The organism is Rhodomicrobium sp. R_RK_3 (assembly GCF_002198715.1).
In the GTDB taxonomy this organism is placed as follows: Bacteria; Pseudomonadota; Alphaproteobacteria; order Rhizobiales; family Rhodomicrobiaceae; genus R-RK-3.
Genome location: NZ_MWLK01000008.1, coordinates 175178 through 200784, shown reverse-complemented (window position 1 = coordinate 200784; position 25607 = coordinate 175178). Strand labels below are relative to the sequence as shown.

The following is a 25607-nucleotide window of genomic DNA, read 5'->3' as shown; positions in this document are numbered from 1 at the left end:
CATCCTTCTAATGTTTCGAGCGGCTAAACGCAAGTATCCCGCGACCATGATTTCCATTCTGGGCGGCAGAATCCGACAAGGGCCGCTCGGGATTGGGAAATTTCAGGCAGAATGTGGCCCCGGGAGCGCTGTCGTCGAGCCAGAGCGAGCCGCCATGGGCGCGCGCCAGCTCCGCCGAGATGGCCAAGCCCAGCCCGGTGCCGCCGACGCGCACCGAACCCTGGAAGGCCTGGAACAGATTGGCGCGGGCACGCGGCGGAACGCCCGGGCCATTATCGGCGACGCTGATCAGAAGATTGTCGCCGTCCTGGCGCGCGGCGACGGTGATGACCGGCTTCGGCAGGTCGGCGGCCGATTCCAGCACCTGCATGGCGTTGCGCACGAGATTGGTGAGGATGCGGTAGAGCTGGTTGCGGTCGGCGTCGATCTCGAGCGCCGGGCCGACATCGGTCACCCATTTGATGCGGCTGTCGCCGGGCAGGCCAAAACTCTCGCCGACCTCGTCGATCAGCGGCCTCAGCAGGAAGCGGTGGCGCTGCGGCGGGGCTTCGTCGGCACGCCCGTATGTGAGAGTCTCGCCGGCCAGCGCAATGGCTCGGTCGAGCGAGGAGATCAGTTTCGGCGCGAATTTCTGCACCGTCGGGTCGGTGCTGGTGCTGAGGCGGTCCGAGATGAGCTGGGCGCTCGCCAGCATGTTGCGCAGATCGTGGTTGATCTTGCTGACGGCGAGGCCGAGCGCGGCAAGCCTGCTCTTCTGCCGCAGCATGGCGATCAGCTCGTTCTGCATCGCGGCCAGCTCCTCCTGGGCGACGCCGATTTCGTCGCTGCGGCCGGAGGGCTGGATGACGCGGGTGGCGTCCTCGGGGTTCTCGCGGAAGCGGACGATGTTCCAGGTCAGGCGCGAGACCGGGCGCACCAGGAACCAGTTCAGCGTCAGATAGACCAGGGTCGCCGAGAACAGTGAGATGGCGATCGAGAGGAAGAGGATGTTGAGCGCGTAATTGTAGATCGCGGTCTTCAGCGGCGTCTCCGTCATCACGATCTCGACCGTGTCGTCGGAGAGGTCGGGATGGCCGATGACGTGGATCAGGCGGTCGCGCTCGGAAATGAAGGCATAGAGCGCGTCGCCGATGAGGGTGAGCCAGTTGGCCTCCTCCAGGTCGTAATGCGCCTGCACCATGCCGGGCACGGCGGTTTGCAGCACCAGCACGCGCACCGGCCCGCGCCGCACGGCAAGGCTGTGCACCATCGCCTTTTGCAGAAGCTGCTGGGCGAGCCGCTCCGGCACGGCATCGTTCGGCGCGGCCTGGGCGGCGAGCGAGGCGATCTGCGCGGCGGCGAGGCGCTCCATCAGCCAGTTCTTGCGGAAATTGGCGACCGAGGGCAGGAAGATCAGCACTTCCGCCAGCATGACGAAGGCGATGGTCAGCCAGAGCAACCGCGCCGAGAGGCCGAAGCGGACGCCGCGCCATTTGGGCGCCGCAGCCGCGACCTCAGCAGGCTCGGCGGGGCGCGCTTCATCTTCAGGACTGGCGGGGACAAAAGCCAACGGTCATCAACTCAACATTGCTCATTCCTGTTTTACCCCAATTTCCTCAGCCAACCAACCACTCGCTTGATTAGGGGATTGGTAAGCTTGGGCAGGAAATAGGTGATCGCGGCGCGCTTATTGATCTCCGACAGCGTCGGATAGGGCGAGATGAAGCTGGCCATCGCCTTGATGTTGATGCCTTTTTGCATGGCGAGACTCCACATCTGGATCAGCTCGCCCGCATGCGCGCCGACCATGCTCGCCCCGAGAATGCGGCCGGAGCGATTGGTTATGACCTTAAGGAAACCTTCGGTCTGACGCTCGGCCTGGGCCCGGTCGTTCTCGTGATAGGGCCAGCGCAATACGTTGATCCGCGTGCCGTATTTCTCGCGGGCGCCGGCCTCGGTAAGGCCGACATGGGCAAGTTCGGGGTCGGTGAAAGTGACCCACGGGATGGTCGAATGGTCGGCCCGGGCCGGCAGGCGGAACAGCGCGTTCTTGATGACGAGCGAGGCGTGGTAATTCGCCACATGGGTGAATTGCGGGCCGCCGGCGACGTCGCCGATGGCATAGACGCGCCGGTTCGAGCTCTTCAGCTTCGAATTCACCACGACGCCGTTGCGGTCGGATTTGATGCCGGCGGCGGCCAGGTTGAGCGTTTCGATATTGGGGCGGCGGCCGACGGCGAGCAGCAGATGCGACCCGTCGAGCGAATAGGACTGGCCGCCCTTGGCAAACTGCACCCGCACGCCGTCGCCGAAAGCTTCGGCCCGCTCCAGCCGCGCCTTGTCGAGGATGCGGACGCCTTCCTCGGCGAGGCGCTTCAGCACCAGCCCGCGCACCTCCTCGTCGTCCTTGGCGAGCGGCGTCAGCGCCTCGATGACGGTGACGTCGCTGCCGAGGCGGCGATGCGCTTGCGCCATTTCCAGCCCGATCGGGCCGCCGCCGATGATGACGAGATGGCGCGGCAGGCTGGGCGCTTCGAAGATGGTCTCGTTGGTATAGAAGGGCACGCTGTCGAGGCCGGGGATCGGCGGCACGGCAGGCGATGAGCCCGTCGCGATGACGAAGCGGCGGGCGCGGATCTCGTAGCCGCCGGCCAGCACCGTGTAGCGGTCGCCGAAAATGGCGTCGGCCTGGATCACCTTGACGCCGAGGCCGGTGAAGCGCTCGACCGAATCGTTCGGCGCGATGGCGGCGATGACCTCGTGCACATGGGCGAGCACGGCGCGGTAATCGATCTGCGGATCGACCGGCTTGATGCCGAAGGGCGCGGCGTCGCGCATGGCCTGGGCGCGCTTGGCGGCGGCCAGCAGCGCCTTGGACGGCACGCAGCCGTAATTGAGGCAGTCGCCGCCCATCTTGCCGCGCTCGATCAGCACGACCTCGACACCGAGTTGCGCGGCGGCCGCCGCGACCGACAATCCGCCCGATCCCGCGCCGATGATGCAAAGGTCCGGCTTGAGCTGCTCTGCCATGAAATCCCCCGTTATCCCGCCGCGGCGGATCGCCTCGCCGTTTGCTGCCCGCCCGGAGTGTTTTAGCGAACGATCGGATGAGTGCAATCACTCCGCGCGCCCGCCGGCGGACTCCCCGTCCGGTGTCAACAGGCTTGCGACCGACAAATTGAGGCTTGGTTAACGGAATTGAAGAGGCGCGGCCCGCTGTGCCGCGGGCTTGGCGCGGCATTTTTCCGGGCGGCGCCGAGAAAAACACCACGCGCGATGTTTGACTTCTGCGCCGCCTCGCACCTATATGAGCAATAATTCAACAGACAATTTGGGGCGGCGACCGCGTGCCGCGAGCAGCGGCGGACGGGAAGTCGGGAAGAGTCATGACGAAACGTACCTATCGTCCGAGCGTATTGAAGCGCAAGCGCAGCCACGGTTTCCGCCTGCGCATGTCCACCAAGCAAGGCCAGCGCGTGCTGTCGCGCCGCCGCGCCAAGGGCCGCAAGCGGCTCAGCGTCTAACCTCGCGCTGCCGCCTTTAGGGCGGCGCGGCGCGGAAGGAGCGCTCGTTGCGACTGGAGACGCTCAAATCCCGCGCCGAATTCGACCGGCTGCGCAAAGGCCGGAAATGGGTGGCGCAAAGTTTCATCCTGCAGGCCCTGCCCCGGACGGGCGCGGCTGAGGCGGGCCCTGCGCGTTTCGGCTTCGCGGTCGGCAGCAAGGCGCTGACGGCGAAGACGCCAGGCAGCCCCGCCGCCAAGCGGGCCGGCGCGGTGATGCGCAACCGGGCAAGGCGCCGGTTGAAGGAAGCGGTTCGGCTGACGGCGCCGCGCTTTGCCTTATCAAATTACGATTATGTCGTCATCGGCCGGATGGAAGCGCTTCACCAACGCTTTGGTGATCTGCTAGAAGACTTCCAACTTGCATTCGGCAAACTGCATCCTCCGCCGCGCGCTGACCACGCCAAGCCCCGTACCGGGAGAGAGCGCAAACGGTCAGCCGGAGAGTCTCAGCGGGAAATCGAAGAAACCTGAACGGCCTCTCGGCCAGCCTCTTGCTTAAGAAGCGAATCGCAAACGATGGATGAGAATAATCGCAATTTCCTGCTGGCGCTGGCGCTGTCGATCCTGGTGCTGTTCACCTGGCAAGCCTTCATCGTGCCGCCGCAGGATCCGCTGAAGCAGCCGCAGACCGTGCAGCAGCCGGCGCCCGCGCCTTCGCCCGTGGTTCAGCCCGGCGCGGTGCCGCAGCCGGGCACGACGCCGCCCGCCGCCGGAGCCGCAGCGCCGTCCGGCCCGGCCGCCGCGCCGACCGGCCAGAGCCGCGAGGCCGTGCTTGCCGCCTCGCCGCGCATTGCGATCGACACGCCGGCATTGCGCGGCTCGATCTCGCTGAAGGGCGCGCGCATCGACGATCTGATGCTGAAGCAATTCCGCGAGACGGTGAAGCCGAACAGCGAGAACGTCACGCTGCTGTCGCCGTCGGGCACCGCTAAGCCCTATTACGCCGAATTCGGCTGGACCGTGACCTCCAATGAAGGCGTCCGCGTGCCGACCTCCGAGACGGTTTGGACGGCGGACAGCCAGGGCGCGCTGACGCCCGCCAATCCGGTCAAGCTGAGCTGGGACAATGGCCAGGGCCTGATCTTCCGGCGCGTCATGTCGGTCGACCCGGACTATATGTTCACCGTCACCCAGAAGGTCGAGAACAAGACCGACAAGCCGGTGACGCTCTACCCTTACGCGCTGATCTCGCGCCACGAACTGCCGCATACGGACGGCCTCTACATCCTGCATGAGGGCCTGATCGGCTTCCTCGGCGAACACGGCCTGCAGGAGATCAAATATACCAAGGCCGCCGAGGCCGGGACGACGACCTTCAAGGCGACCTCCGGCTGGCTCGGCATCACCGATAAATATTGGGCGACGGCGCTGGTCCCCGACCAGAACGCGCCATACGAAGCGCATTTTCAGGGCACCAACGTCAATGGCAACGCGGCCTTCCAGACCGACTTCCTGCTCGGGCCGGTGACTGTTGCGCCGGGCGGAAAACAGTCCGTATCCTCGATGCTGTTCGCCGGCGCCAAGCAGGTGGGTGTCGTCGACGGCTACGAGACCAAGCTCGGCATCAAGAAATTCGAGCTGCTGATCGACTGGGGCTGGTTCCACTTCATCACCAAGCCGCTGTTCTTCGCCCTCGACTTCTTCTACGGCCTCGTCGGCAATTTCGGCATCGCCATCCTGATCGTCACCGTGCTGGTCAAGCTGGCCTTCTTCCCGCTCGCGAACAAATCCTACGAGTCGATGAGCAAGATGAAGAAGCTGCAGCCGGAAATGGCGCGGCTGCGCGACCGCTACAAAGACGACCGCATGAAGCAGCAGCAGGCGCTGATGGAGCTGTATAAGAAGGAGAAGATCAACCCGATGGCGGGCTGTCTTCCCATCGTCATCCAGATCCCGGTGTTCTTCGCGCTGTACAAGGTGCTTTACGTCACCATCGAAATGCGGCACGCGCCGTTCTTCGGCTGGATCCAGGACCTGTCCGCGCCCGACCCGACCACGATCTTCAACCTGTTCGGACTGATCCCATGGACGCCGCCGCATATGCTGATGCTGGGCGTGTGGCCGATCATCATGGGCATCACGATGTTCGTGCAGATGAAGCTCAACCCGACCCCGCCGGACCCGATCCAGGAAAAGCTGTTCACCTGGATGCCGGTGCTGTTCACCTTCCTGCTCGCCGCCTTCCCGGCCGGGCTGGTGATCTACTGGACCTGGAACAACTCGCTGTCGATTTTGCAGCAATGGGTCATCATGCGCCGCCAGGGCGTCGAGGTGAACCTGCTGGAAAATCTCGGCATCAGGGCCAAGAGCGCGCCGGGCAAGAGCTGATTTCCGAGGCGAAGGCCGCGGATCTTTCTCGGAGGAAAAATGCGCCGCTGCCCAGCCCTCTCCCATTGGGAGAGGGCGGCGCGCGAAGCGTGCCGGGTGAGGGGGTAATGCCTCTCCGTGGGGCGATGTCCTGCCCTACCGATAGGGATTACCCCCTCACCCCCAACCCTCTCCCCATGAAGACCTTTGCAAAACTTCGATTCCTTCGCCCCGGCCGTTACAGCCGGGGCCCACTCGCCTCTCCACTTGCCGCAGCAATAGCGGAAATATGATTGGGTCCCGGCTCGGCCTGACGGCCGTCCGGGACGACGGGGAGAGGACCTTCGATACGCAAAGGTCTCCCATGGGAGAGGGGACCTGGCCGAGCATGGGTGGTGGCGTGTCCAATTGCGGTCGCGGGCGCATTAAAATGCCCGCCGCGACGGTCATCGCGGCGGGCTAGGACAGCGCCTATTGGGTGAGAGAGGGTGGCACTGCCCCATCCGGATCAAGGGCTCCGTCTCCATCGGGAAACGGGGCCCTTTATTCTTGCTTGCTTCTCCAGCGGTCAGTCGAACCGCTTTGTCCAAAAATTCCCCGGAGCTCAATTCCCCGAACGGGCTCCGTCCTTTTTCTGGCCCGAATAGCTGGTCGGCTGGTTCTGGCCCTCGGTGACCTCGCGATAGGTTTCCTTGGCCTTGCGCGCCGGCTGTGTGCTGATGGTCACCGGGTCCTGATTGCCCTGGTGCCATTCCACGATCGGCTTTCCCGATGCGTTGCCGCTTTCGACCGCGCCCTGGGCCATGGCCCCCGCGTTCATCGCGAGCAACCCGGCCATGACGCCGCCCAGTACCGCCGTCGTTCTCAGTCCCTTCGACATCGTGTCATCTCCTAAAGAAAAGGCTATGACTCTCTCCGTCGGCTTCCATGATACGTGAGGGGCCGGAAAACCCGTCGCGCCCGTTAAGGAAAAAAAACGAAATGGACCGTTCCCCCGAACAGGACGAAGCCGAGCGCTCCAAGGCCGAATGGCTGTTCCGCCAGCCCTGCCTGTTTGTGAAGGGCGTCGTCGATGTCGCCGGACTGCCGGACGAGGCGATCCCGGAGGTCGCCTTTGCCGGGCGCTCGAATGTCGGCAAGTCGAGCTTGCTGAACGCGCTGATCGCGCAAGGGCAGCTCGCGCGCACCTCGAACACGCCGGGCCGCACGCGGGAGCTGAATTATTTCCGGCTGGGCGATGCGGCGCATATCGTCGACATGCCGGGCTATGGCTATGCCCGGGCGGCGAAAAGCCTGGTCAAGGGCTGGCAGCGGCTGGTGCAGGATTATCTGCGCGGGCGCACGCAATTGGGGCGGGTGTTCCTGCTCATCGACAGCCGCCACGGCGTCAAGGAGAACGACCACGAGACGATGAAGCTGATGGACAAGTCGGCGGTGTCCTACCAGCTCGTGCTGACCAAGATCGACAAGCTGAAGACCAAGGAGTTCGACGCCGTGTTCGCCGCGACGCTGGCGGACATCGCCAAGCACGCCGCCGCCTATCCGGAGCTGATCGCCACCTCGGCCGAGAAGAAGACGGGAATGGAGGAGCTGCGGCTGGCGGTGGCAAGGTCCGTTTAGTAGGCGCGGGACTTGTCAGCGCGGCTCAGGCGGGGCACATAGCGGCAAGCAATCTCCGCATTCGAGGCATCATGCGTATCACCGCCATCTATCGCATTCGCTGCGCGCCTGGGGACGTCGCGCGCAAGGCCGAGGCGCTGGCCGTCGAGCAGAGCGTGGAGATGCCGGTCGGCGCCATCGACTCGCGCTTCGTGATGGACGAGATCGTCGGCCGGGTCGGCGAGATCGCGGATTGCGGCGACGGCTCGTTCCGCGTCGCCGTCAGCCTGTCGGCCGAGACCGTCGGCGGCGAGGCGGGGCAGCTCATGAACATGCTGTTCGGCAATTCGTCGCTGCATGAGGACGTGACGCTGGAGGACACCGAACTCCCGCCCGGCCTGCTGGACAGTTTCGGCGGCCCCGGCTCCGGCATCGCCGGCCTGCGCGACCGCGCCGAGGCGCCGGCCCGCGCCCTGACCTGCGCCGCCATCAAGCCGCAGGGCCTGCCCGCCGCCGGCCTTGCCGAGCTCACCTATCGCTTCGCCCTCGGCGGCATCGACTTCGTCAAGGACGATCACGGCCTCGCCGACCAGGATTACAGCCCCTTCGCCGAGCGCGTCGCGGCCTGCGCCGCGGCGGCGCGCAAGGCTGCGGAGGCGACCGGGCGGCTGACGCGCTACGCCCCCAGCCTCTCCGGCAATCTCGAACAGCTCCGCGCCCAGGTCTCTGTCGCGCGCGGCGAAGGGCTCGACACGCTGCTGATCGCGCCGATGGTCGTCGGCATCCCGGCCTTCCACGCCATCGCCGCCGAAAACCGCGACATGGCCTTCCTCGCTCACCCTGCGATGGGCGGGGCGGCCCGCATCGCGCCGCCGCTGCTGATCGGCACGCTGTTCCGGCTGTTCGGTGCCGACGCGGTGATTTTCCCCAATCATGGCGGCCGCTTCGGCTATTCGCCCGCGACCTGCGCCAGCCTCGCCGAGGCCGCGCGCACACCGTGGGGGCCGCTCGCCCCCGCAATCCCTGTCCCGGCCGGTGGTATGACCTTGGATCGGCTCGGCGAAATGCTTACGTTCTACGGGGCCGATACGATGGTCCTGATCGGCGGCGGGCTTCTTGCGGCGAAGGACCGGCTGACCGAGGAAACCCAGGCTTTCGTGCGGCAGGCAGCAGCCCTCAGCGAGGATTTGTGAGATGGAGCGCGACAAACATTTCCGCGAGGCGGGCGGCGATTTCCGCTGGGATGGCGTCGACGTCCACGCCTATAAGGACGATGGCAGCGCGCCCTTCAAGGACATCACCCGCCAGACGCTGTTCAACAGCGACACAATGGCGGCCGAGCTGCGCTATTTCGAAGTTGCGCCCGGCGGCTATTCCACGCTGGAGCGGCACGAGCATGTCCATGCCGTGATGATCCTGCGCGGCAAAGGCCGCTGCCTCGTCGGCGACGAGGTCCGCGAAATCGGCCATCTCGATCTGGTCAGCATTCCGCCGATGCACTGGCACCAGTTTCGCGCCGCGCCGGACGAACCGCTCGGCTTCCTCTGCATGGTCGACCGGCAGCGCGACCGGCCGCAATTGCCGGACGCCCGAGATTTCGCCGAACTGCGCTCCAACCCCGACATTGCCGCATTCCTCGGCGAGGAGTGACGGACGCGCGGCCGGCCCGCCGTACATAGCTTTATGATCGCTCGAATCATCGCGACGGACGCCGCCTGCAACGGATCGGGAATCGGACATGACCACGGCCATCGAAAGCCTGCCGCCGCTCTACCCGCGCACCGTCACGCCGCCGCCGAAGCCGCTGCCGCTCGCCCGCTTCGTCATGCAGTTCCTGAAGAACCCGCTGCTGGTGCTGCCGCAAGGCGCGTATGAGGAGTGGATCGTCAGCTTCGAATCCAGCCGCGCCCGGATTTTCTGGATCACCGCCCCTGAGCTGGTCGAGGAAATCCTAGTCAAGCGCACCGCCGATTTCGAGAAGACGCCGGTCGAGAAGCGCGTCTTCCGCCACACGCTGAAAGACGGCGTGCTCACGTCGAATGGCCCGCTCTGGCGCTGGCAACGGCGAACCATGGCGCCGCTTTTCCGCGCCGCCGAAATTCTCAACTACATCCCCGGCATGGCCCAGCCGGCGGAAGATCAGCTCGCCAAATGGCGCGCCTCGCCCCCCGGCAGCGTGCAGCAGATCGGCGCCGACATGGTCGAGACCACCTTTTCCGTCATTTCCCGCACCATGCTGCAGGGCGGCGAGCCGCGCGAGGCCGATATCATCAAGCGCGCCACCGCCCTGAGCCTGAAATATGTCACCTGGGAAATCATGTACGGGTTTCTAAAGCTGCCCATCTGGCTGCCGCATCCGGCAAGCTGGCTGCTCGCGCGCACCTCGCGGCAATTGCGCGGCGCGGTGCATGACATCATCGCGCGGCGTCTGGCCGAGGACGATGGCGGCGAGGATCTGTTAGGTCGCCTGCTCGCCGCGCGAGACCCGGAGAGCGGCGAGCCGATGAGCATGGATCAGCTCATCAACAATTTGCTCACACTGCTCGAAGCCGGCCATGAAACCACCTCGCGCGCACTGACCTGGACGCTCTATCTGCTCGCCCGCTCGCCGGAATGGCAGGAGAAGGTGCGCGCCGAGATCGCGGAGGTCTGCGGCGAAGGCCCGATCGCGCCGGAGCATGTCGCGCGGCTGACGCTGACGGGGCAGGTGCTGAAGGAGGCGATGCGGCTCTATGCGCCGGTGCCGGTGATGTCGCGCTTGGTGCTGAACACCATCGAGCTCGGCGGCGTCACCGTCCCGGCCGGTTCGATCACGGTGATCCCGATTTTCTGCATCCACCGCCACAAGAAGCTCTGGCACGACCCGCAGCGCTTCGATCCGACCCGCTTCGAGCCGGCGCGCGAGGCCGCCTATCCGCGCACCCAGTTCATGCCCTTCGGCGGCGGCCAGCGCATTTGCCTCGGCAGCATCTTCGCCATGACCGAGGCGACCGTGCTGCTGGCGACCCTCATCCGCGGCGCCCGCTTCGACTGGGACGGCAAGCACGACCCCGAGCCGGTCTCGCGCGTGACCTTGCAGCCGCGCGGCGGCATGCCGCTCAGGGTGACGCCGCTGGCGCAGCCGCCGGTGCGTTATCTGTAGAGTGCGCGTTTATTTTAGCCGGAAGCAGCCCGAGCTCGTCGAGCAGCGCGCCGGGTGAGGGGGCGCAAACCGTCTGGAATTTGCGCCGTCCCGGGCAGATGATCCTATGCTATTCGCAGATCAGCGGCCGGTGGCACTCGCGATAGCCTTCTTCGCAATGCCGGTCGCCCCAGCGGTCGCGGAAGCATTCGCCGGGCACCCAATGGCAGCGCGGCCGGCCGCGATAGCATTGTCCGCCCTCATCGTAATCACCGTAATTCGCTTCGGCGCTGAGCGCGCCAAGGGCCAGCGCCCCGACCGCCAGACCGCCGACAAAGGCTGCCGCGCCGCGTCCGCGCCGGGCTTCGGCGCTGTCAAAACTCGCCACGACCAATGTTGCCGCCAGCACCAGAATGGCGGCGACCGCCGAGAGTTTCTTCAACATCTAAGTCGTCTCCTGATACCAGACGAACCGAATGATCGATTTGCCCCATCGGCCGCCGGGTGAGTCTATCCGCTATGGTAGCCTAACCGTTAATCTTTGAACGGTTGCTGAACGGTAACGCGCAATATTGAAAATATTGCGGCGCATGCTCGGACTGATTGTCGCGCTGCGGGCTGCTAGTGGAAGTTGCGCCCCTTTGGCAAGGTTTTGGCAACCAGATCGTCGTGCGGCGGGAGGCTGCCGCGCGGGGGATGCGAGCGCGCATCGTCCTCGACCGAGCGGCGCACCTCGTCGCCGGGGGAGAGGAAATCGGCGGCGGCGGGGGATTTTTCCGCCAGCCGCGCCAGATGCCCGCTCATGTCGAACAGCTCGCGCGCGACGATGTGGATGACGCCCTGCTCGCTCTGGATCTGGCCGCGCACGCCGAGCAGCCGCGCCCCGAGCACGATGCGCCGGTATTGCTCGAAGACTTTTGGCCAGATGATGAGATTGGCGATGCCGGTCTCGTCCTCGATGGTGGAGAAGATCACGCCGGAGGCCGTGCCGGGGCGCTGCCGGATCAGCACGATGCCGGCGACCTTGACGATGCGGCCGGAGGGGATGTCCCGCAAGGCGGCCGAGGGCAGATAGCCGCGCGGGGAAAAATCCTCGCGCAGGAGCGCCATCGGATGCGCCTTCAGCGACATGCGGATGGCGATGTAGTCGGCCAGCACATGCTCGCCGAGCGCCATTTTCGGCAGCGCCACCTCGGCCTCGCGGGCGAGCGGCGCGCTGGCGGTGGCGGCAAAGAGCGGGAGGCCCTGGAGCAGCGCCGCCGGCGTGCCGGTCTCGGCATAGCGCGAGACCGCCCACAGCGCCTGCCGCCGGTCGAGCCCGATGGAGCGGAAGGCGTCCGCCTCGGCAAGGAGTTTCAGCTTGCGCACGGGAAGGCCGGTGCGCGCGGCGAAGTCGTCGAGCGAGCGGTAGCCCGCGCCGCGTGCGGCGACGATGGCCTCGGCGTCCTCGACCGCCAGCCCCTTCACCAGCCGGAAGCCGAGGCGGAGGGCATGGGCCGGCTCCGCGCCGACACGCGACGGATCGCGCGCTCTTCGGGCGACTTCCGCGCAACTCGGCACTTCCGTCGCCCCGGCCGTCAGAGCCGGGGGCCACGCGCCTTTCCGCGAGCACTGTGCTTGCTGGTCTGCGAGTGGGTCCCGGTCCGGCCTGACGGCCGCCCGGGACGACGGAAGGAGAGGCCCCGGTGATGGGCAAAGGTCTCCATGGGGAGAGGGTGGCGCGCGAAGCGGGCCGGGTGAAGGGCTGTGGACGACCGATAGGGCGCCACCCCTCACCCTAGCCCTCTTCCCATGGGAGAGGGGACCGGCTGCGGCCTGGGGAGAGGTCTCGGCAAGAGAAGAGGCCAGGACAGGTGAGATTGCCGGGACGCCATGCGGGAGGACTTGCCCTCTCCCCTCGAGGGAGAGGGCGGGCGCGTCAGCGACCGGGTGAGGGGGCGCTGCGTCCAGGCGGGCGGCGGACTCGCGGATATGCCCATACCCCTCACCCACCGGCCTGCGGCCGGAGCCCTCTCCCTCGAGGGGAGAGGGCGAAGAGGCGGCCGGAGCCCTTTGCGAACCGCGCTTCTCCAAGGTGCAGTCCCAAAAACTGTGGTTGATGTCCACCGCGCGGGCCTCGCCGTCATGGTCGCGGAAGTCGCGGACGATCTGGGCGGGGGCGTAGAAGCCCATGGGCTGGGAATTCAGCAGCGCGCAGGCGAAGACGTCGGGGCGGTGGCATTTGATCCAGGAGGAGACATAGGCGAGCAGGGCAAAGGCGGCGGCGTGGCTCTCCGGAAAACCATATTCGCCAAAGCCCTCGATCTGGCGGAAGCAGCGCTCGGCGAAATCGCGCTCATAGCCGTTTTTCTCCATGCCCTCGATCAGCCGCTTGCCGAAGGTCTGGATGGTGCCGGCATGGCGGAAGGTGGCCATGGCGCGGCGGAGCTGGTCGGCCTCGCCCGGCGTGAAACCGGCGGCGACGATGGCGATCTTCATCGCCTGTTCCTGGAACAGCGGCACGCCGAGAGTCTTTTCAAGCACGCCCTTCAGCTTTTCGCTCGGATAGTGCACCTCTTCCTTTCCATCCCGCCGCCGCAAATAGGGATGCACCATGTCGCCCTGGATCGGGCCGGGGCGGACGATGGCGACCTCGATGACGAGGTCGTAGAAGATGCGCGGCTTCAGGCGCGGCAGCATCGACATCTGCGCCCGGCTCTCGATCTGGAACACGCCGACCGTATCGGCCCGGCAGATCATGTCGTAGACGGCCTTGTCGGCCCAAGGGACGGTGGCGAGCTGCAAATCGCAATCATAATGCGTCCTCAGCAGGTCGAAGCTCTTCTGAATACAGGTCAGCATCCCGAGCGCCAGCACGTCGACCTTTAGGAGGCCGAGCTGGTCGAGATCGTCCTTGTCCCATTCGATGAAGGTGCGGTCTGCCATGGCCGCGTTGCCGACGGGCACGATCTCTTCGAGCGAGCCGCGCGTGATGACGAAGCCGCCGGTATGCTGGCTGAGATGGCGCGGAAAACCGCTCAGCTCGCGGGCGAGGCGCACGGCGAGGCGCAAGGTGCGGTCGGCCGGGTCGAGGCCGATTTCGCGGATGTGCTTGTCCTCGACGCCGTTCGCCGACCACCACCACATCATCCCCGACAAGGCGCCGATCACCTCCTCGGAGAGGCCCAGAACCTTGCCGACTTCGCGGATCGAGCTTTTGGCGCGGTAGGTGATGACGGTGGCGACGATGCCGGCGCGGTCGCGGCCGTATTTTTCGTAGACGTACTGGATCACCTCCTCGCGCCGCTCATGCTCGAAATCGATGTCGATATCGGGCGGTTCGCCGCGCTCGGCGGAGATGAAGCGCTCGAACAACAGGTCGATCTCGCCCGGATTGACGCCTGTCACGCCGAGGCAATAGCAGACGGTGGAATTGGCCGCCGAGCCGCGCCCCTGGCAGAGGATGCCCTTGCCCCTGGCGAAGCGGACCAGATCGAAAACGGTGAGGAAATAGCGCGCATAGTTCAACTGCTCGATCAGCGCCAGCTCATGCGCGACCTGCTTGGCGACCTTCTCCGGCGGCCCCTCCGGATAATGCCGCTTCAGCCCCTCATTGGTGTGATGGACGAGCGCTTCCTGCGGCGTGGCGAAGGGCGCGTATGGCTCGTCGGGATATTCATATTTCAGCTCGTCGAGGCTGAAGTGGCAGGCGGCGGCGATCTCGGCGCTGCGGGCGACGGCCTGTTCATAGCCGGCATAGAGCCGCTCGATTTCGAGCGGGTGTTTCGGATGCCGCTCGGCATTGCGCTGGAGGCGGTAGCCGGCCTCGGCGATGGTGCATTTCTCGCGGATGCAGGTGACGACGTCCTGCAGCGGCTTGCGCGAGGGCGCGTGATAGAGGCAGTCGCCGATGGCGACCATGGGCGCGCCGGTTTCCCGGGCGAGCGCCGCCAGCCGCGCCAGCCGCCGCGCATCCTGCCCGTCGAAGCCGAGCGCCGCGCCGATGAAGACATGGCCGGGGAAGCGGCCGGCGAGGTCACGCGCGGCTTCGGCGAAGGCGGGGGGCGGGGCGTCCCAAGGCGGCAGCAGGATCAGCATCTGGCCTTCGCCATGGCGGATCAGATCGTCGAGCCAGAGGTAGCATTCGGCTTTCGGCGCGCGGCGGTTGCCGCAGGTGAGCAGGCGGCATAGGCGTCCCCAGGCGGCGCGGTCGGTCGGCAGGCAGGCGATTTCCAGCGCGCAGGCCGTGCCTCCCCCCTTCGTCGTCCCGGCCTTCGAGCCGGGACCCACTCGCTTATCCGCGAGCACAGTGCTGGCCGAGAGGCCAGTAGGCCCCGGCTCGGGGGCCGGGGCGACGAGGAATGGAGGCCGGGGCGGCGTATCGGTCAGCCCATCCTGCAAGACGAGGCGGCAGCCGGGGATGTATTTCAGGCCCAGCTCCTTGGCGGGCTTATGCGCGCGCACCACGCCGGAGACGCTGTTGCGGTCGCAGATGGCGAGCGCCTTGTAGCCGAGCGTGGCGGCGGCGACGGCCATCTCCTCCGGCCGCGAGGCGCCGCGCAAAAAACTGAAATTGCTGGCCGCGACCAGCTCGGCATAGGCGGTCATGGGAACAGCCCGTGCATGAACCAGAACTGATCCTCGCTCTTGCCGTAAACACCCTCGCGAAACAGCCAGAAGCGCTGGCCGTCCTCGTCCTCGACGACGTAATAGTCGCGCGCGGCGGGGATTTTCTCTCCGCCCGATGCGCCGCGCCACCATTCCGGCGAGATCCGCTCCGGACCCTCGGCGCGGGCGATCTTGTGGTGACGGCGACGCCAGACGAATTTGCGCGGCGGATAATCCGGCACCAGGGCGATGACGTCGATCGGCTCGGGGCGCGGCAAGAGCATTAGCGGGCGCGGCAGGGAAAAGGCCGGCGCGGTCACCTGCATCTGCGCCGAGGCGGTCGCCGAGACCTGATGCGCGGCGTGCTCGGGCCAATGGCTTTCCTCGAAGGCAAAGCGCGAGGCGGCCTTTTCGCCGAGCCGCGCGCTGACCCGGTCGAGAAATTGCGCGATGCGCTCGCGGTCGCCGCCATCATCGGAGGCACTGCCGAGCAGATCGGTCTGGCGGCTCTCGATCGGCTCGGCGCGCATGGCGTAGAGCGCGGCGGCGTCAAAGCCCATATGGGTGCCGAAGCGCCCTTCGAGCGCCGTAAGCCGCTCCTTGAAAACGCGGAAGATGTGGCCCGGCTGGCAGCTCGACCGCGTCATGCGGACGCTCAGCTTGGTCGCCCCGTTCTCGGTGTCGAACAGCATCAGCGCGAAGCGGCGCGCGCCCTTGCCGTCGGCCTTCAGCTTTTGCGCGACGTCGCCGATCAGGATGCGCACGGTCTGCTCCAGCCCGGCGAAGGCGGTGAGCGGGTCGGCGAATTCGATGCGGGCGGCATAGACCGGCTCCGGCATCAGGGGCGACAGGGCCTCGCCCTCGCGGCCGAGCGCCTGGTCGAGGCGGGCGGTGATCGCCGTGCCGAGCCGGGCGCGCAGGCTGGCGCGCGGAATGTCGAGGATCTGGCCGACGGTCTTCAGGCCGAGCCGGTTGAGCAGCGCCGCGCTGTCGGCGCCGATGCGGAGCGCCTTGACGGGGAGCGGGGCGATGGCGGCGGCCTCATCGCCCGGCGGCACGATGGTCGCGACGGCGTTCGAATAGCGGGCGAGGCCCCAGGCCACCCCGGCGGTGCCGGCGAGCGCGGCGCGGGCGGCAAAGCCGAGGTCGTGCAGATAGGTGAGGATGGCGCGCAGCAAAGGCTGTTCGCCGCCGAACAGATGGGCGAGCCCGCTCGCCTCGAGCCAGATGCCGTCCGGCGCGTCGGGCGCGGTCCAGGGGCTGAAGCGGTTGCAGGCGGCGGCGAGCCGCTTCAGCTCGTCGCCCTCGGCTTGCGGATCGTGCGGGGCGACGGCGAGCGTCGGCAGCATGGCGCAGGCATCGGTCAGCAGCATGCCGGGGCGCAATCCGGCCTCGCGTCCGGCACCGTTCAGCGCGAGCAGGCGCTTGCCGCCCTTGCCCTTGGCGATCACGGCGAAGGGGGCGGCCTCATGCAGCCTGATGCCGCCGCTTGCCGGCCGCTCGAGCCGGTCGGTCCTCCAGAAGGGCAGCCATATGGAAACCACGCGCGCCATCGAATTCCATCTCCCATGCTCGCGGCGGCAGACCGCCCATGCGCTCCAATCCCAGACGCAGCCGGGGCGGCCCCAGCAGATTGTACCCGGCGTGCTGGCCGTCCGACCGGCTCGGCAGCGCCCCGACGCGCCAGCGGCCATGCGCGGCGGTCGCCCCGCCGCTCGTCCGGTGGCGGAGCAGGTACAGCGGCACGCCTTGCGCCGCGACGCGCAATTTCAGGCGGCGGCTGGCGGCGAAATTGTAGAGCCGTTCCCTGGCCGCCAGGGAGCCCAGCACCGCGCCGAAGCCGCCCGAGGCAATCGCCTCCTCCAGCGTCCAGAGCAGATCCTTTTCGCCGGGGGCGGCGATCATCAGCACGCGTCCCGGCTCGACCCCGAGCGCGGCAAGGCCATGCCCGTAAAGCGCGCCGCGCTCTTGCAATTCCCCCTCCGCGCTGCAATAGAGGAGGCGTTTGCCGTTTCCGGCGACGGCGCGCGCCGCCAGCGAAAAGGCAAGGCCGAGCGCCAGCGTCTCGTCGCCCGGCGCGGCGGCGAGCAGTTCATGAAAGCCCGTGCCGAGCAGCCCGGCCGCATCGCGCGCATCCGCCCAGCCGCTCTCCGCGCCCGGCGACGGGCTCGGCAAGGGGATCAGGGTCATTGGCGGCCGATCCGTGCGGACGGGGCGCGGGCGAAGGGTCTGCATGGCGGATTGTTCTCTTTTTGTTCTGAGAACAAAACGACATTCCCCGCCCCCTGTCAAGACACCTTCTTCGGAGCGGGGGGCCGACCCCTTCTTGTCATTCCCTCGAAGGCGGGGATTCAGTATGCCGCAGCGCAAGTGGCTGGGCAGAAAGCCGATTTCGAGTTTGTGACTACTGGTTCCCGCCTTCCGCGGTCATGACACTGTGCTTGTGGCTCGCGCGGTCATGCAGACCGCTCGCCGCCGCCGCTAATTCCTCGCCGCGCTGGCGGCGCCGTCGCCGATGATGGTGTAGGGGGCCCAGAACCAGGGATGGGCGTAGGCGAACAGCGTCTTGCCGCCGCGCACATAGCCGGAGCCGTCGAGCAGCGCCATGGTGGACTGGCGCAGCGCTTCGGCGCGGCTGAGGCCGGGGTCGTCGGCCTGGCGGCGGAAGATGTCGGTGACCAGCTCGCGCGCCGATTCCGAATGCACCGACCAGTTGGTGACCAAAAGCGCCCGGCTGCCGGCATAGAAGAAGGCCCGGCCGAGACCCGACGCCGCTTCCGCGCCCGCGCCGATGCCGGTGCCGGTGTTGCAGGCCGACAGGATCACCCAATCGGCGTTCAGCCGGAGCGCCAGGATTTCCTCCATGGTCAGCAGCCCGTCGCCATCGACGCCGGCCACCTGCGGCGCGGTCAGCGCCAGCGCGGGTTGGGTCAGGCCGTTGAGCTCGCCGGCGACGAGGCCGTGCGTCGAGAAGGCGACGATCCTGTAGCGGGAGAGATCGGCGTTCTTGACGGCGCGCTCATTCGCGTCGCGGCCGAGCTTGACGGCGACCGCCGGGTCCTGCCTGAGGGCCTGGGCGATGGCCAGCAATTCCTCGGCGGTGTCGGGTAGCGGCGGCAACTGGCCGAGATCTGCGCTGTCGACGCCGACCTGCTCGACCAGCGCGCGGCGCCTGAGCGGCACGCCGCGCGCCGTGGTCTCGGGCGCGGCGGCGGTGCTGATGGCGGCCGCATCCGCCGCCGTCGCCTGGGCGGGGCTGAAGATCGGATCGCCGAAGCCGATCAGCGGCGCGCGCGAGGGCTCGCCCGGCGGCAGCGAGCGCAAGGTTCTCAGCGCCGCGGCCGACGGCAGCGCCACCAGCGCATGGGTGCGGGCGAGCCACGCGACATTGCGGTAGGCGGCGAAATGCGGCTCGATATTTTCGTCGACCTCGGCGGCCCTGACCGGCAGCACGCCGAGCGGCAGCGAACCCAGCGCGCCATTGGTGACGACGAAGACCGTCTTGGCTGGCCTCCAGCCCGCCTCGACCGGCTGCAGTAGCGCCCGGTAGACCTCATGCGCCAGCGCCAGGTCGAAGGGCGGAATCTCGCTGATCATCGACGCATTCGGGGCGAGCGCGACCCGCAGCGCCTTCACCTTGTCCTCGATGGCATTGGCGCTGAGCGGCACCACGGCGAAGGCCGCCGGGCCGCTCTTGGGCACCGCCCAGGCGAAGCTGGTCTCGCGGCCGGCATAGATCGATACCAGAGCCTCGCCCGGCTTCAGCGCGGCCTGGACCTCGGCGATGCCCGGCGGCTTCGGCTGCAGCAGATCGGCATAGGTGGGGAAGCGCTGGGCGAGCATCTGCCGGGATTTCAGCTTCGAGGCGCGCAGCTTCTCGATGCGCTCGCGGGTCTGCTTGACGATCTTTTCGTCGCGCTGGTCGGACGGGATGGCGAGCAGATCATTGTACATCGCCAGATTGGCGTTGACCTCCTTCTCCAGATCCTGGTCGTCGCGGGCGAGGGCGGCGAGGGCCGGGTCCTTGATCACCATGCGCGTGCCGGCAGCGGCGAGCGCCTTGTGCACGGCCTGGGAGCGCACCGCATCGGCCAGCGGAAAGGTTTCCGCGGCGACATCGGCCCCGGCCCCACGGCGCGCCAGCAAGGTCAGATAGGCCTCGACGATGAGCTGCAACTGGTCGTTCCGCGCCGCCACCCAGGTGGTGTCGTCATAATCATGCTCCTGCGGCGCGGCCAGCAGCGGCGGCACGGCGGCGCGGAATTCGGCGAGGGCCGGCCCTTCGCGCCCCGCCCGCATCAGGCCGATGGCAAGGATGCCGCGCGCCACGGCGGTGTCGAAATGCGTCTCGCCGACACGCTTGGTCTCCCGCTCGATCAGCGATTGCGCGGCGGCGATGCCGCGCTCGACCTGATCGATCTGATAGAGCAGATAGATGCGATCCGTGTTCAGCTCGAACCGCTGCCGCGCGACCGGCGTCCATTCCTTGATGCCGTCTTCCAGTTCGTCATAAAGCGCGGCCGCCTCCTTCCAGCGCCGCTGGAAACTGAGGACGGCGACGAGCTCGGCCTTGGTGTTGATGACGACGGAGGCGTCCGATCGGAAGCCCATGACGTTTTGGATCTCGAGCGTCGATCGCAGCAGGTGCTCGGCCTCGTCGTACCGGCCCTGCTGGAGCAGCACGCCGGCCAGGGCGCGGGAATATGTTTGCGTCCAAAGGCTGTATTTGCCGTTGGTCTTGAGGTGATCCATCAAGGCGCGGCGGGCATCGACCTCCGCCTCCGCCAGGCGGCCATTGCGCGCTTTGCACTTGGCCTGCTGGATGACCAGGCTGTTGATATGGTGCAGGAGCTGCTGGACCGGCTCGGGGTCTTCGTCATCCAGGCGATATTTCAAATCCTGGCGCCGCAGCAGCTCCGCCTGGGCGAAAGCCTTTTCGGCTTCCAGATAGCGTCCCTTGGCGAAGAGAATGCTCGCCCTGGTCTGGGCGTTGGAGGACTCCCAGCGCCGCCGCCGCGTCGGGAACGTGTCCCAACCGCGCGCCTCGGCCAGCAAGGACTGGCTGCGGCCCAGATAGGTTTCGGCCTGATCCAGGTCGCCGAGCGCGATGTTCAGCTCGGCAATGTGGCGGAACACCGAAAACTGCCAGCCCCGGACGCCCTTCCGGTTGACGTCGCGCGCCAGCACTTGAAAGTGCTCCAGCGCCTTTCGGCGATTGCCCGCCCAGCGATGCAGCACCCCCTGGTAAAACCGCAGCTTGATCTGACGCGGCAATTCCAGGCTGCCTCGTGCCAGCTCCACCGCCTTGTCCGCGTCGACCTTGGCATCGTGATAGCGCCCCAGTTCCTGACGGGCCATGCTGCGGTCATAGTAGAAATAGGCGAGCGCCGCGCCATTGACTCCGGCGGCGGGCTCGCCGTCCGCCGTGAGCTTGAACTTGGCGATGGCATCGGGATTAGGCTTTTCCCGGTCGAGCACCGCCGTGATGTCGGTGATGGTGCGCGGGGGCGCGGCGTCTTCCTCGGCGCGGGCGACTGGAGGCCGGGCGAAGGTGAAGGCCAAGGCAAGCGCCATGATGCAGGCTGGAATGAACTTCGGACAAATCATTGCAACAGCTCAATTTCATTGTGACTATTGATATTATGAAAAATTAAAGTGTAGCAGCCGAAAGACGGAGCGCAAGACTGTTATTTCACTGCGGGAGCCGCGCCGAATGCTTGGCTACGGACGCCCCTGCAAAACGCGCGAGCCTCCCCGAGCCCCTGATTGTATTATGAATTCATTAACCGCTTCGGCGCGGTGAAAGTCAAGCCGAGGCCTGCCCGAAAGGTACAGCGGGCGGGCGTCATCGCCGGTAAAGGTAATCCGCCGGCAGGCCGAGCCGCCGACAGGACTGCACGGCGGGACTGTCGCGCAGCATGAGTTTGTCGGAGAGTCCGCCAAGCCATTTCACCAACGGCCTTTGCCAGCCGCGCAGGCCATATTCGGCCGTCAGCCCCAGCCGCGCGCGCACCCAATCCGGCGTCGTCTCGACGGCGGCGCGCACCAGCATCCGCTGCATCGGCCGCAGCGGCGCGGGGAACACCGGCGCGGCCCGCATGATGTCGAGGAATTCGAACACGATGGGCGAGGGCTCCAGCCGGTGGCGCATGGCGTCGAACAGCGCCTGCCGCTCCGCCACCGAGGCCGGAGCGCCGAGCGCGCCATAGAGCCGGGCCGCGGCGCCGCCTTCGGCGTAGAAGCGATCGAGCTCGCCGGGACTGAGCGGGCGGACATAGCGGTGATAGGCCTCGGCGAAACCGTAGCCGGCGGTCGCCTGCACCCAGTTCAAGAGACCGGCATCATTGGCGCGATAGGACTCGCCGGCCGGGGTCTCGCCCCTCACCTTGTCGTGCCGGCGCACCACGGAAGCGATCATCGCCTCGGTGACGCTGCGGGGGCCGTAGACGGTCATCATCGCCGCCATGCCGGTGCGCTGCAGCCGGTGCACCGGATATTTGCGGAATGAGGAATGCTCCCAAACCCCCGTCCGCACCGCCGGCTCGGCCAGTTCCAGGATCACCGCCGCGACGCCGCCGACGAACAGCGCCACCGGGTTCTTGAACACCCGCCAGGACACCGAATCCGGCTGGCAAAGGGCCGGTTCGCCGCGTGGCTCCGTGAAATCGACCGCGCCGCCGCCCTCCGGCTGCAACAGCACGGAGGCCGCCGCGTCGATGCGGCGCTGCAACGCCCTGGGCAGCGGCAGAGGCGAGGGCAATGACAGGCCGATCACAACAAAGTCTCCATCGCCTCAGCAGGGCATCGCGGCATCGGCCGCTGGCGCGCCGAACCGGCACGGATGGCAACCGGCCCATCATCGTGTCATGATTCAACCGGCAATGGCTGACAGAGATAAAAAGAGAGTGAACTTGTGAGCGGAAAGGCGCAAGACGCCCCGGAATTGTCCCCGAGAGGCCCGGCATGACCGAGCAGCAGTTCAATGCCTTCTGCGCCGGGCTGCCGGCGACCGCCCATGTGGTGCAATGGCGCGGCGCGCAGGTCTGGAAGGTCGGCGGCAAGGTCTTCGCCATCGGCCGCTGGCCCGGCGGCGCGCCGGGCATCACCTTCAAGGTGACGCCGCTCTCCTTCGAGATGCTGAAGGACCAGCCGGGCCTGCGGCCCGCGCCCTATCTGGCGTCGCGCGGCATGAGCTGGATCCAGCATTACGCCGCGCCCGGCCTGACGGATGCCGAGCTGCAGGACCGTATCCGGCAATCGCACCGGATCGTTGCGCAGGGCTTGTCACGGAAGCAGCGGGCCGAGCTGGGGATTTTGGAGCCGGGACCGGGTGGGGCGGAATGAGCGGCGCGGCGTTGGTGTCGCGCCAAGCAGGCAAGGCGCGGAGCAAGACAGGCGCGTCAAATCCAAGCCGCAGCCAGACTGCCTTTCCCATGGCAGAGGGTTGCGCTCTTACAAACCACCGCAATCTTAGCTCCGTCGCCCCGGCCGTCAGAGCCGGGGCCTACTCGCCTCTCCGCGAGCATAGTGCCAGCGGTTCTGCCAATGGGTCCCGGTTCGGCCTGACGGCCGACCGGGACGACGGAGGAGAGGTCCGTGCGATACGCAAAAGTCGCTCCATGCGGGGCGCAAGCCGCACCCGGTTCGGCCCCCGACCCCGCGCTAAACCAGTCCGTGCCGGAGGAGATACGCCGCCGTCGCGCGCAACGCGTCGCGGGGGTCGGCGAATTGCATGCCCAGAACGGTTCGGGCCCGATCGCATGAAAGCTGGTCCTGGCGCCCGAGCCCCGGCACGTGCCCGCGAAGCGAGCGGTCGAAAGCCGCCAGCAGCTTGACCACCGCATTCGGCGCGGCGTGGGTCATGATCCGGCGCTCCGGGTGGGCCTGTTTCAGGATCCGCGCGATGTCGGTGAACCGGAAAAACCGGTCGCCGCCGATGAAGCGCTGGCCGGCGGCCTCCGGCACTTCCAGCGCCCTCACATGCATGGCGGCGATGTCGCGCACATCCACCAGGCTGACGCCCGCCTGCGGCAGGATCCGGTCCTTGCCGCGCAGGATCCTCCCGACGATCTTCAGCGAGGTGCTCAGATGGTGGTCGAGCGGTGCGCCGACCACGAAGCCGGGACAGATCGTGGTGAGTTCGAGCCCCTGCCCCTCCAGCTCCGTAAAGCACCAGGCCGCGCGTTCCGCCAGCGTCTTGGCGCGCACATAGGCGGGGACGCAGGACTGGGACGGGTCCGACCAGTCGCGCTCGTCGTACACGGTGCGGGGCGGCTGCAAATCCTTGCCGGTGACCGCGACCGCCGCCGACGTCATCACGGCGCGGCGGATGCCGGCGCGGTGGGCGGCGCCCAGGACGCGCAGCGTGCCCTGCAGGGCCGGCGCGACGACGTCCCCCTGATGGCACGGCTCCTTGCGCGGATAGGGCGAGGCGGTGTGGACGAGCATATCGATCCCCTCCATGGCCTCGTCCCAGCCTTCGCTGCGGGTCAGGTCCGCTTCGGCCAAGCTGAGACGGGCGCACAGATCGCCCGGCTGCGATAGCGCCGGCCGCACCGCGCGCAGCACCTCCTCGCCCTTCGCCGCCGAGCGCACCGTGCCGCGCACCCGGTAACCCGCCTCCAGCAGCCGGCTGACGATGTGCTTGGCGATGAACCCCGACGCGCCCGTAACCAGCACATGCCCGCGAAACGACATTGCACCCCCATTCCCGAAGCGGAATTGCCGGCGGCCTTCGCCAAGAACGCCATGCAGTCCTTGCTTTTGCCGGCAAGATCAGCGGCAACGGTTTCTCCCGCATGTCGGATAGGAGAGTTGTGTTACCGCCGTAGCCGAACGCTCCGGCTGTCTATGGTCCGTCGCCCCGGCCGTGAGAGCCGGGGCCCACGCGCGTTTCCGCCAGCGCGGTGCCAGCGGCTCTGCCAATGGGTCCCAGTCCGGCCTGACGGCCGTCCGGGACGAAGGGTGGAAGGCAATGCGATACGCCGAAGTCTTCGCTGGGAGAGGGCAGGCTGCGGCGATTCCGGCTGCTGAAATGCTAGGTCATCTGGACAAGGTCCAGCGCACGCCGCCCCGCTCCAGGTCCTCCAATGGGGAAAACCGGCGCTACTCCATGACGCCGCATTCCGCTGGCCGAATGCCTCCCCGCGAGGCGCATCCGCCCTATCGCGATGCGTCGCGCTGCTGCATCTGGTAGCTGAGCCATTGGTGCAGCACGGAGGGATCGAACGGCTTGGACAGCACCGGAAAGCTGTCGAGCGTTTCGGCGAGGTCGAGGAAGCCGGTGGTGATCAGCGTCGGCACCGGGCGGCCGACGGCATTGTGGACGGCGACGGCCCCCTTGATGCCGGTGAAGCCGTCATGCAGATGGAAATCGGTGATCAGCGCCTGCACTTCGGTGATGCGGTCGCCGAGGGCGCGCACGGCGGCGGCGGGGGATTCGGCGGCGAGATAGGCAAAGCCCCAGTCCTCCAGCAGCAGCGACAGGGCGTTCGCGGTCTCCACATTGTCCTCGATGATGAGGACCAAGGGGCGGTCGTCTGCGGTGGTTTCCATTCACGGCTCCCTGGCGTTGCGTCGAAGGCGAAAGGCCGTCACGGGGGCGGGACCCAGACTTCGCGCCCGCGTGACGGCCGATGCGGGCGGCTTTAGCGCCGGCCCACGCTTTCCTTGTCCTTGGCGTTGGCGCGCGCCATGGTCGACGCGTCATGCGCCTTCTTGGAATGCGCCTGGGCGTTGGTGGAATATTCGTGCGCTTTCACGCCATCGCCCCGCCGGTGATATTCGGCGGCGTCGCGATGCGACTGCGAGGCGAGGTCGTGGTTCTGCGCGGCTTTGGCGTGATTGTCGTTCGTCATGTCGTTCTCCATAGGTTGGAAACGGGGAGAGTTGAGCCCGCCTGCCGCCTGCGGACCATTCGACGAAATGGGTTAGGCGAGATGGGCTAGGCCATGCGGCCCGCCCCCTCGCGCCGCCGGGAGGCGGCCCCCGCGCCTGTTTCAATAGGCCGATGGGCTAGGCTGAAATGCCGAATGGAGTGACGGCCGCTCCGGGCTTATTTCGTATGCATAAGCAAGCGGCCGGCCCGGAGCGTCCGGAAATAACGGCCAGCCAAAGGGAGTACCGCTCATGATGAGATTTTGCCGATCGCTTTCGGTGCTTGGCCTTGCCGGCGCCCTGCTCTCCGCCGGGCCGATGGCCGCCAGCGCCAAGACACCGCATCCGGCCAGCGGCCAGAGCGAAGCCGCGCGCGCCAACGGCTCCGAGGAGGCGCTTGCCAATCCGTCCGGCGCCCAGGTCCAGCCGAGGAAACATGCCGCCGCGAAGACCCCGGCGCCCGCCATGCGCTGGAACCTGCCGCAGGGCTGGCCGCACGAGTGAGGAGGGCCGTCTTTCGCTGTTTGAAAGTTATCCGTCCCCCCAAGACCTTAAGGGGGCGGAGAGCATCTG

General features: G+C 67.2%; 21 protein-coding genes. 9 read left to right on the top strand and 12 right to left on the bottom strand.

From position 1 onward, the window contains the following. Window positions 1-7: 7 nt before the first annotated feature. Complete coding sequence (locus BLEFHOIH_RS04630) at window positions 8-1549, bottom strand: HAMP domain-containing sensor histidine kinase (RefSeq protein WP_088343338.1); 1542 nt, start codon at window positions 1547-1549, stop codon at window positions 8-10. A 32-nt stretch (window positions 1550-1581) separates the two neighbouring features. Continuing rightward, window positions 1582-3009: an FAD-dependent oxidoreductase gene (locus tag BLEFHOIH_RS04625; RefSeq protein ID WP_088343337.1), complete on the bottom strand. Its 1428-nt coding sequence runs from the start codon at window positions 3007-3009 to the stop codon at window positions 1582-1584. A gap of 356 nt (window positions 3010-3365) precedes the next feature. On the opposite strand from BLEFHOIH_RS04625, the gene rpmH reads away from it, so the two are divergent. Genes rpmH through yidC form a run of 3 tightly spaced genes read left to right on the top strand, consistent with a single transcriptional unit; the run spans window position 3366 to window position 5872 of the window. Then, a complete protein-coding gene (rpmH, locus tag BLEFHOIH_RS04620) occupies window positions 3366-3503 on the top strand; it encodes a 50S ribosomal protein L34 (protein WP_088343336.1) in 138 nt (45 codons plus the stop codon). A 47-nt stretch (window positions 3504-3550) separates the two neighbouring features. Next, window positions 3551-4015: a ribonuclease P protein component gene (locus BLEFHOIH_RS04615; protein ID WP_088343335.1), complete on the top strand. Its 465-nt coding sequence runs from the start codon at window positions 3551-3553 to the stop codon at window positions 4013-4015. A gap of 45 nt (window positions 4016-4060) precedes the next feature. Then, on the top strand, window positions 4061-5872 hold the full coding sequence (gene yidC, locus BLEFHOIH_RS04610) for a membrane protein insertase YidC (RefSeq protein WP_088343334.1): 1812 nt from the start codon (window positions 4061-4063) through the stop codon (window positions 5870-5872). A gap of 583 nt (window positions 5873-6455) precedes the next feature. Here the strand turns inward: yidC and BLEFHOIH_RS04605 are convergent. Beyond that, window positions 6456-6731: a hypothetical protein gene (locus BLEFHOIH_RS04605; protein ID WP_088343333.1), complete on the bottom strand. Its 276-nt coding sequence runs from the start codon at window positions 6729-6731 to the stop codon at window positions 6456-6458. Between the two features lie 101 nt (window positions 6732-6832). On the opposite strand from BLEFHOIH_RS04605, the gene yihA reads away from it, so the two are divergent. The 4 genes from yihA to BLEFHOIH_RS04585 all read left to right on the top strand — a co-directional run bounded on the left by yihA (window position 6833) and on the right by BLEFHOIH_RS04585 (window position 10592). Next, entirely contained in the window at window positions 6833-7471 is a 639-nt protein-coding gene (yihA, locus tag BLEFHOIH_RS04600) for a ribosome biogenesis GTP-binding protein YihA/YsxC (RefSeq protein ID WP_088343332.1), read from the top strand. Between the two features lie 71 nt (window positions 7472-7542). After that, entirely contained in the window at window positions 7543-8643 is a 1101-nt protein-coding gene (locus BLEFHOIH_RS04595) for a RuBisCO large subunit C-terminal-like domain-containing protein (RefSeq protein WP_088343331.1), read from the top strand. Between the two features lies 1 nt (window position 8644). Further along, window positions 8645-9100, top strand: a complete 456-nt coding sequence (locus BLEFHOIH_RS04590) for a cupin domain-containing protein (protein WP_088343330.1) — start codon at window positions 8645-8647, stop codon at window positions 9098-9100. Between the two features lie 88 nt (window positions 9101-9188). After that, window positions 9189-10592: a cytochrome P450 gene (locus tag BLEFHOIH_RS04585; RefSeq protein ID WP_088343329.1), complete on the top strand. Its 1404-nt coding sequence runs from the start codon at window positions 9189-9191 to the stop codon at window positions 10590-10592. A gap of 109 nt (window positions 10593-10701) precedes the next feature. Here the strand turns inward: BLEFHOIH_RS04585 and BLEFHOIH_RS04580 are convergent, their stop codons facing one another. The 6 genes from BLEFHOIH_RS04580 to BLEFHOIH_RS04555 all read right to left on the bottom strand — a co-directional run bounded on the left by BLEFHOIH_RS04580 (window position 10702) and on the right by BLEFHOIH_RS04555 (window position 21933). Further along, window positions 10702-11016: a hypothetical protein gene (locus BLEFHOIH_RS04580; RefSeq protein ID WP_088343328.1), complete on the bottom strand. Its 315-nt coding sequence runs from the start codon at window positions 11014-11016 to the stop codon at window positions 10702-10704. Window positions 11017-11192: 176 nt separating this feature from the next. Next, window positions 11193-15158: an error-prone DNA polymerase gene (locus BLEFHOIH_RS26100; RefSeq protein ID WP_088360712.1), complete on the bottom strand. Its 3966-nt coding sequence runs from the start codon at window positions 15156-15158 to the stop codon at window positions 11193-11195. Then, complete coding sequence (locus BLEFHOIH_RS04570; protein ID WP_088343327.1) at window positions 15155-16711, bottom strand: DNA polymerase Y family protein; 1557 nt, start codon at window positions 16709-16711, stop codon at window positions 15155-15157. The genes BLEFHOIH_RS26100 and BLEFHOIH_RS04570 overlap by 4 nt, the downstream gene beginning before the upstream one ends. Continuing rightward, window positions 16626-17348, bottom strand: a complete 723-nt coding sequence (locus BLEFHOIH_RS26565) for a hypothetical protein (RefSeq protein WP_088343326.1) — start codon at window positions 17346-17348, stop codon at window positions 16626-16628. The genes BLEFHOIH_RS04570 and BLEFHOIH_RS26565 overlap by 86 nt, the downstream gene beginning before the upstream one ends. Window positions 17349-17639: 291 nt before the next feature. Beyond that, window positions 17640-20765, bottom strand: a complete 3126-nt coding sequence (locus tag BLEFHOIH_RS04560) for a CHAT domain-containing tetratricopeptide repeat protein (RefSeq protein ID WP_088343325.1) — start codon at window positions 20763-20765, stop codon at window positions 17640-17642. 238 nt (window positions 20766-21003) lie between these two features. Then, window positions 21004-21933: an oxygenase MpaB family protein gene (locus BLEFHOIH_RS04555; protein WP_210191699.1), complete on the bottom strand. Its 930-nt coding sequence runs from the start codon at window positions 21931-21933 to the stop codon at window positions 21004-21006. Window positions 21934-22121: 188 nt separating this feature from the next. Here BLEFHOIH_RS04555 and BLEFHOIH_RS04550 point away from each other — a divergent pair, with 188 nt between their 5' ends. After that, window positions 22122-22502 carry an MmcQ/YjbR family DNA-binding protein gene (locus BLEFHOIH_RS04550; RefSeq protein WP_088343324.1) on the top strand — a complete coding sequence of 127 codons (381 nt, stop codon included), beginning with the start codon at window positions 22122-22124 and terminating at the stop codon, window positions 22500-22502. 318 nt (window positions 22503-22820) lie between these two features. Here the strand turns inward: BLEFHOIH_RS04550 and BLEFHOIH_RS04545 are convergent, their stop codons facing one another. From BLEFHOIH_RS04545 to BLEFHOIH_RS04535, 3 genes are all read right to left on the bottom strand, one after another. Beyond that, complete coding sequence (locus tag BLEFHOIH_RS04545) at window positions 22821-23855, bottom strand: aldehyde reductase (protein WP_088343323.1); 1035 nt, start codon at window positions 23853-23855, stop codon at window positions 22821-22823. 465 nt (window positions 23856-24320) lie between these two features. Beyond that, the gene (locus BLEFHOIH_RS04540; RefSeq protein ID WP_088343322.1) at window positions 24321-24713 is read right to left on the bottom strand and encodes a response regulator; all 393 of its coding nucleotides are present in this window, start codon (window positions 24711-24713) and stop codon (window positions 24321-24323) included. A gap of 92 nt (window positions 24714-24805) precedes the next feature. Continuing rightward, window positions 24806-25015 carry a hypothetical protein gene (locus tag BLEFHOIH_RS04535; protein ID WP_125461578.1) on the bottom strand — a complete coding sequence of 70 codons (210 nt, stop codon included), beginning with the start codon at window positions 25013-25015 and terminating at the stop codon, window positions 24806-24808. Between the two features lie 271 nt (window positions 25016-25286). On the opposite strand from BLEFHOIH_RS04535, the gene BLEFHOIH_RS04530 reads away from it, so the two are divergent. Beyond that, a complete protein-coding gene (locus BLEFHOIH_RS04530; protein ID WP_125461577.1) occupies window positions 25287-25538 on the top strand; it encodes a hypothetical protein in 252 nt (83 codons plus the stop codon). The last annotated feature ends 69 nt before the right edge of the window (window positions 25539-25607 follow it).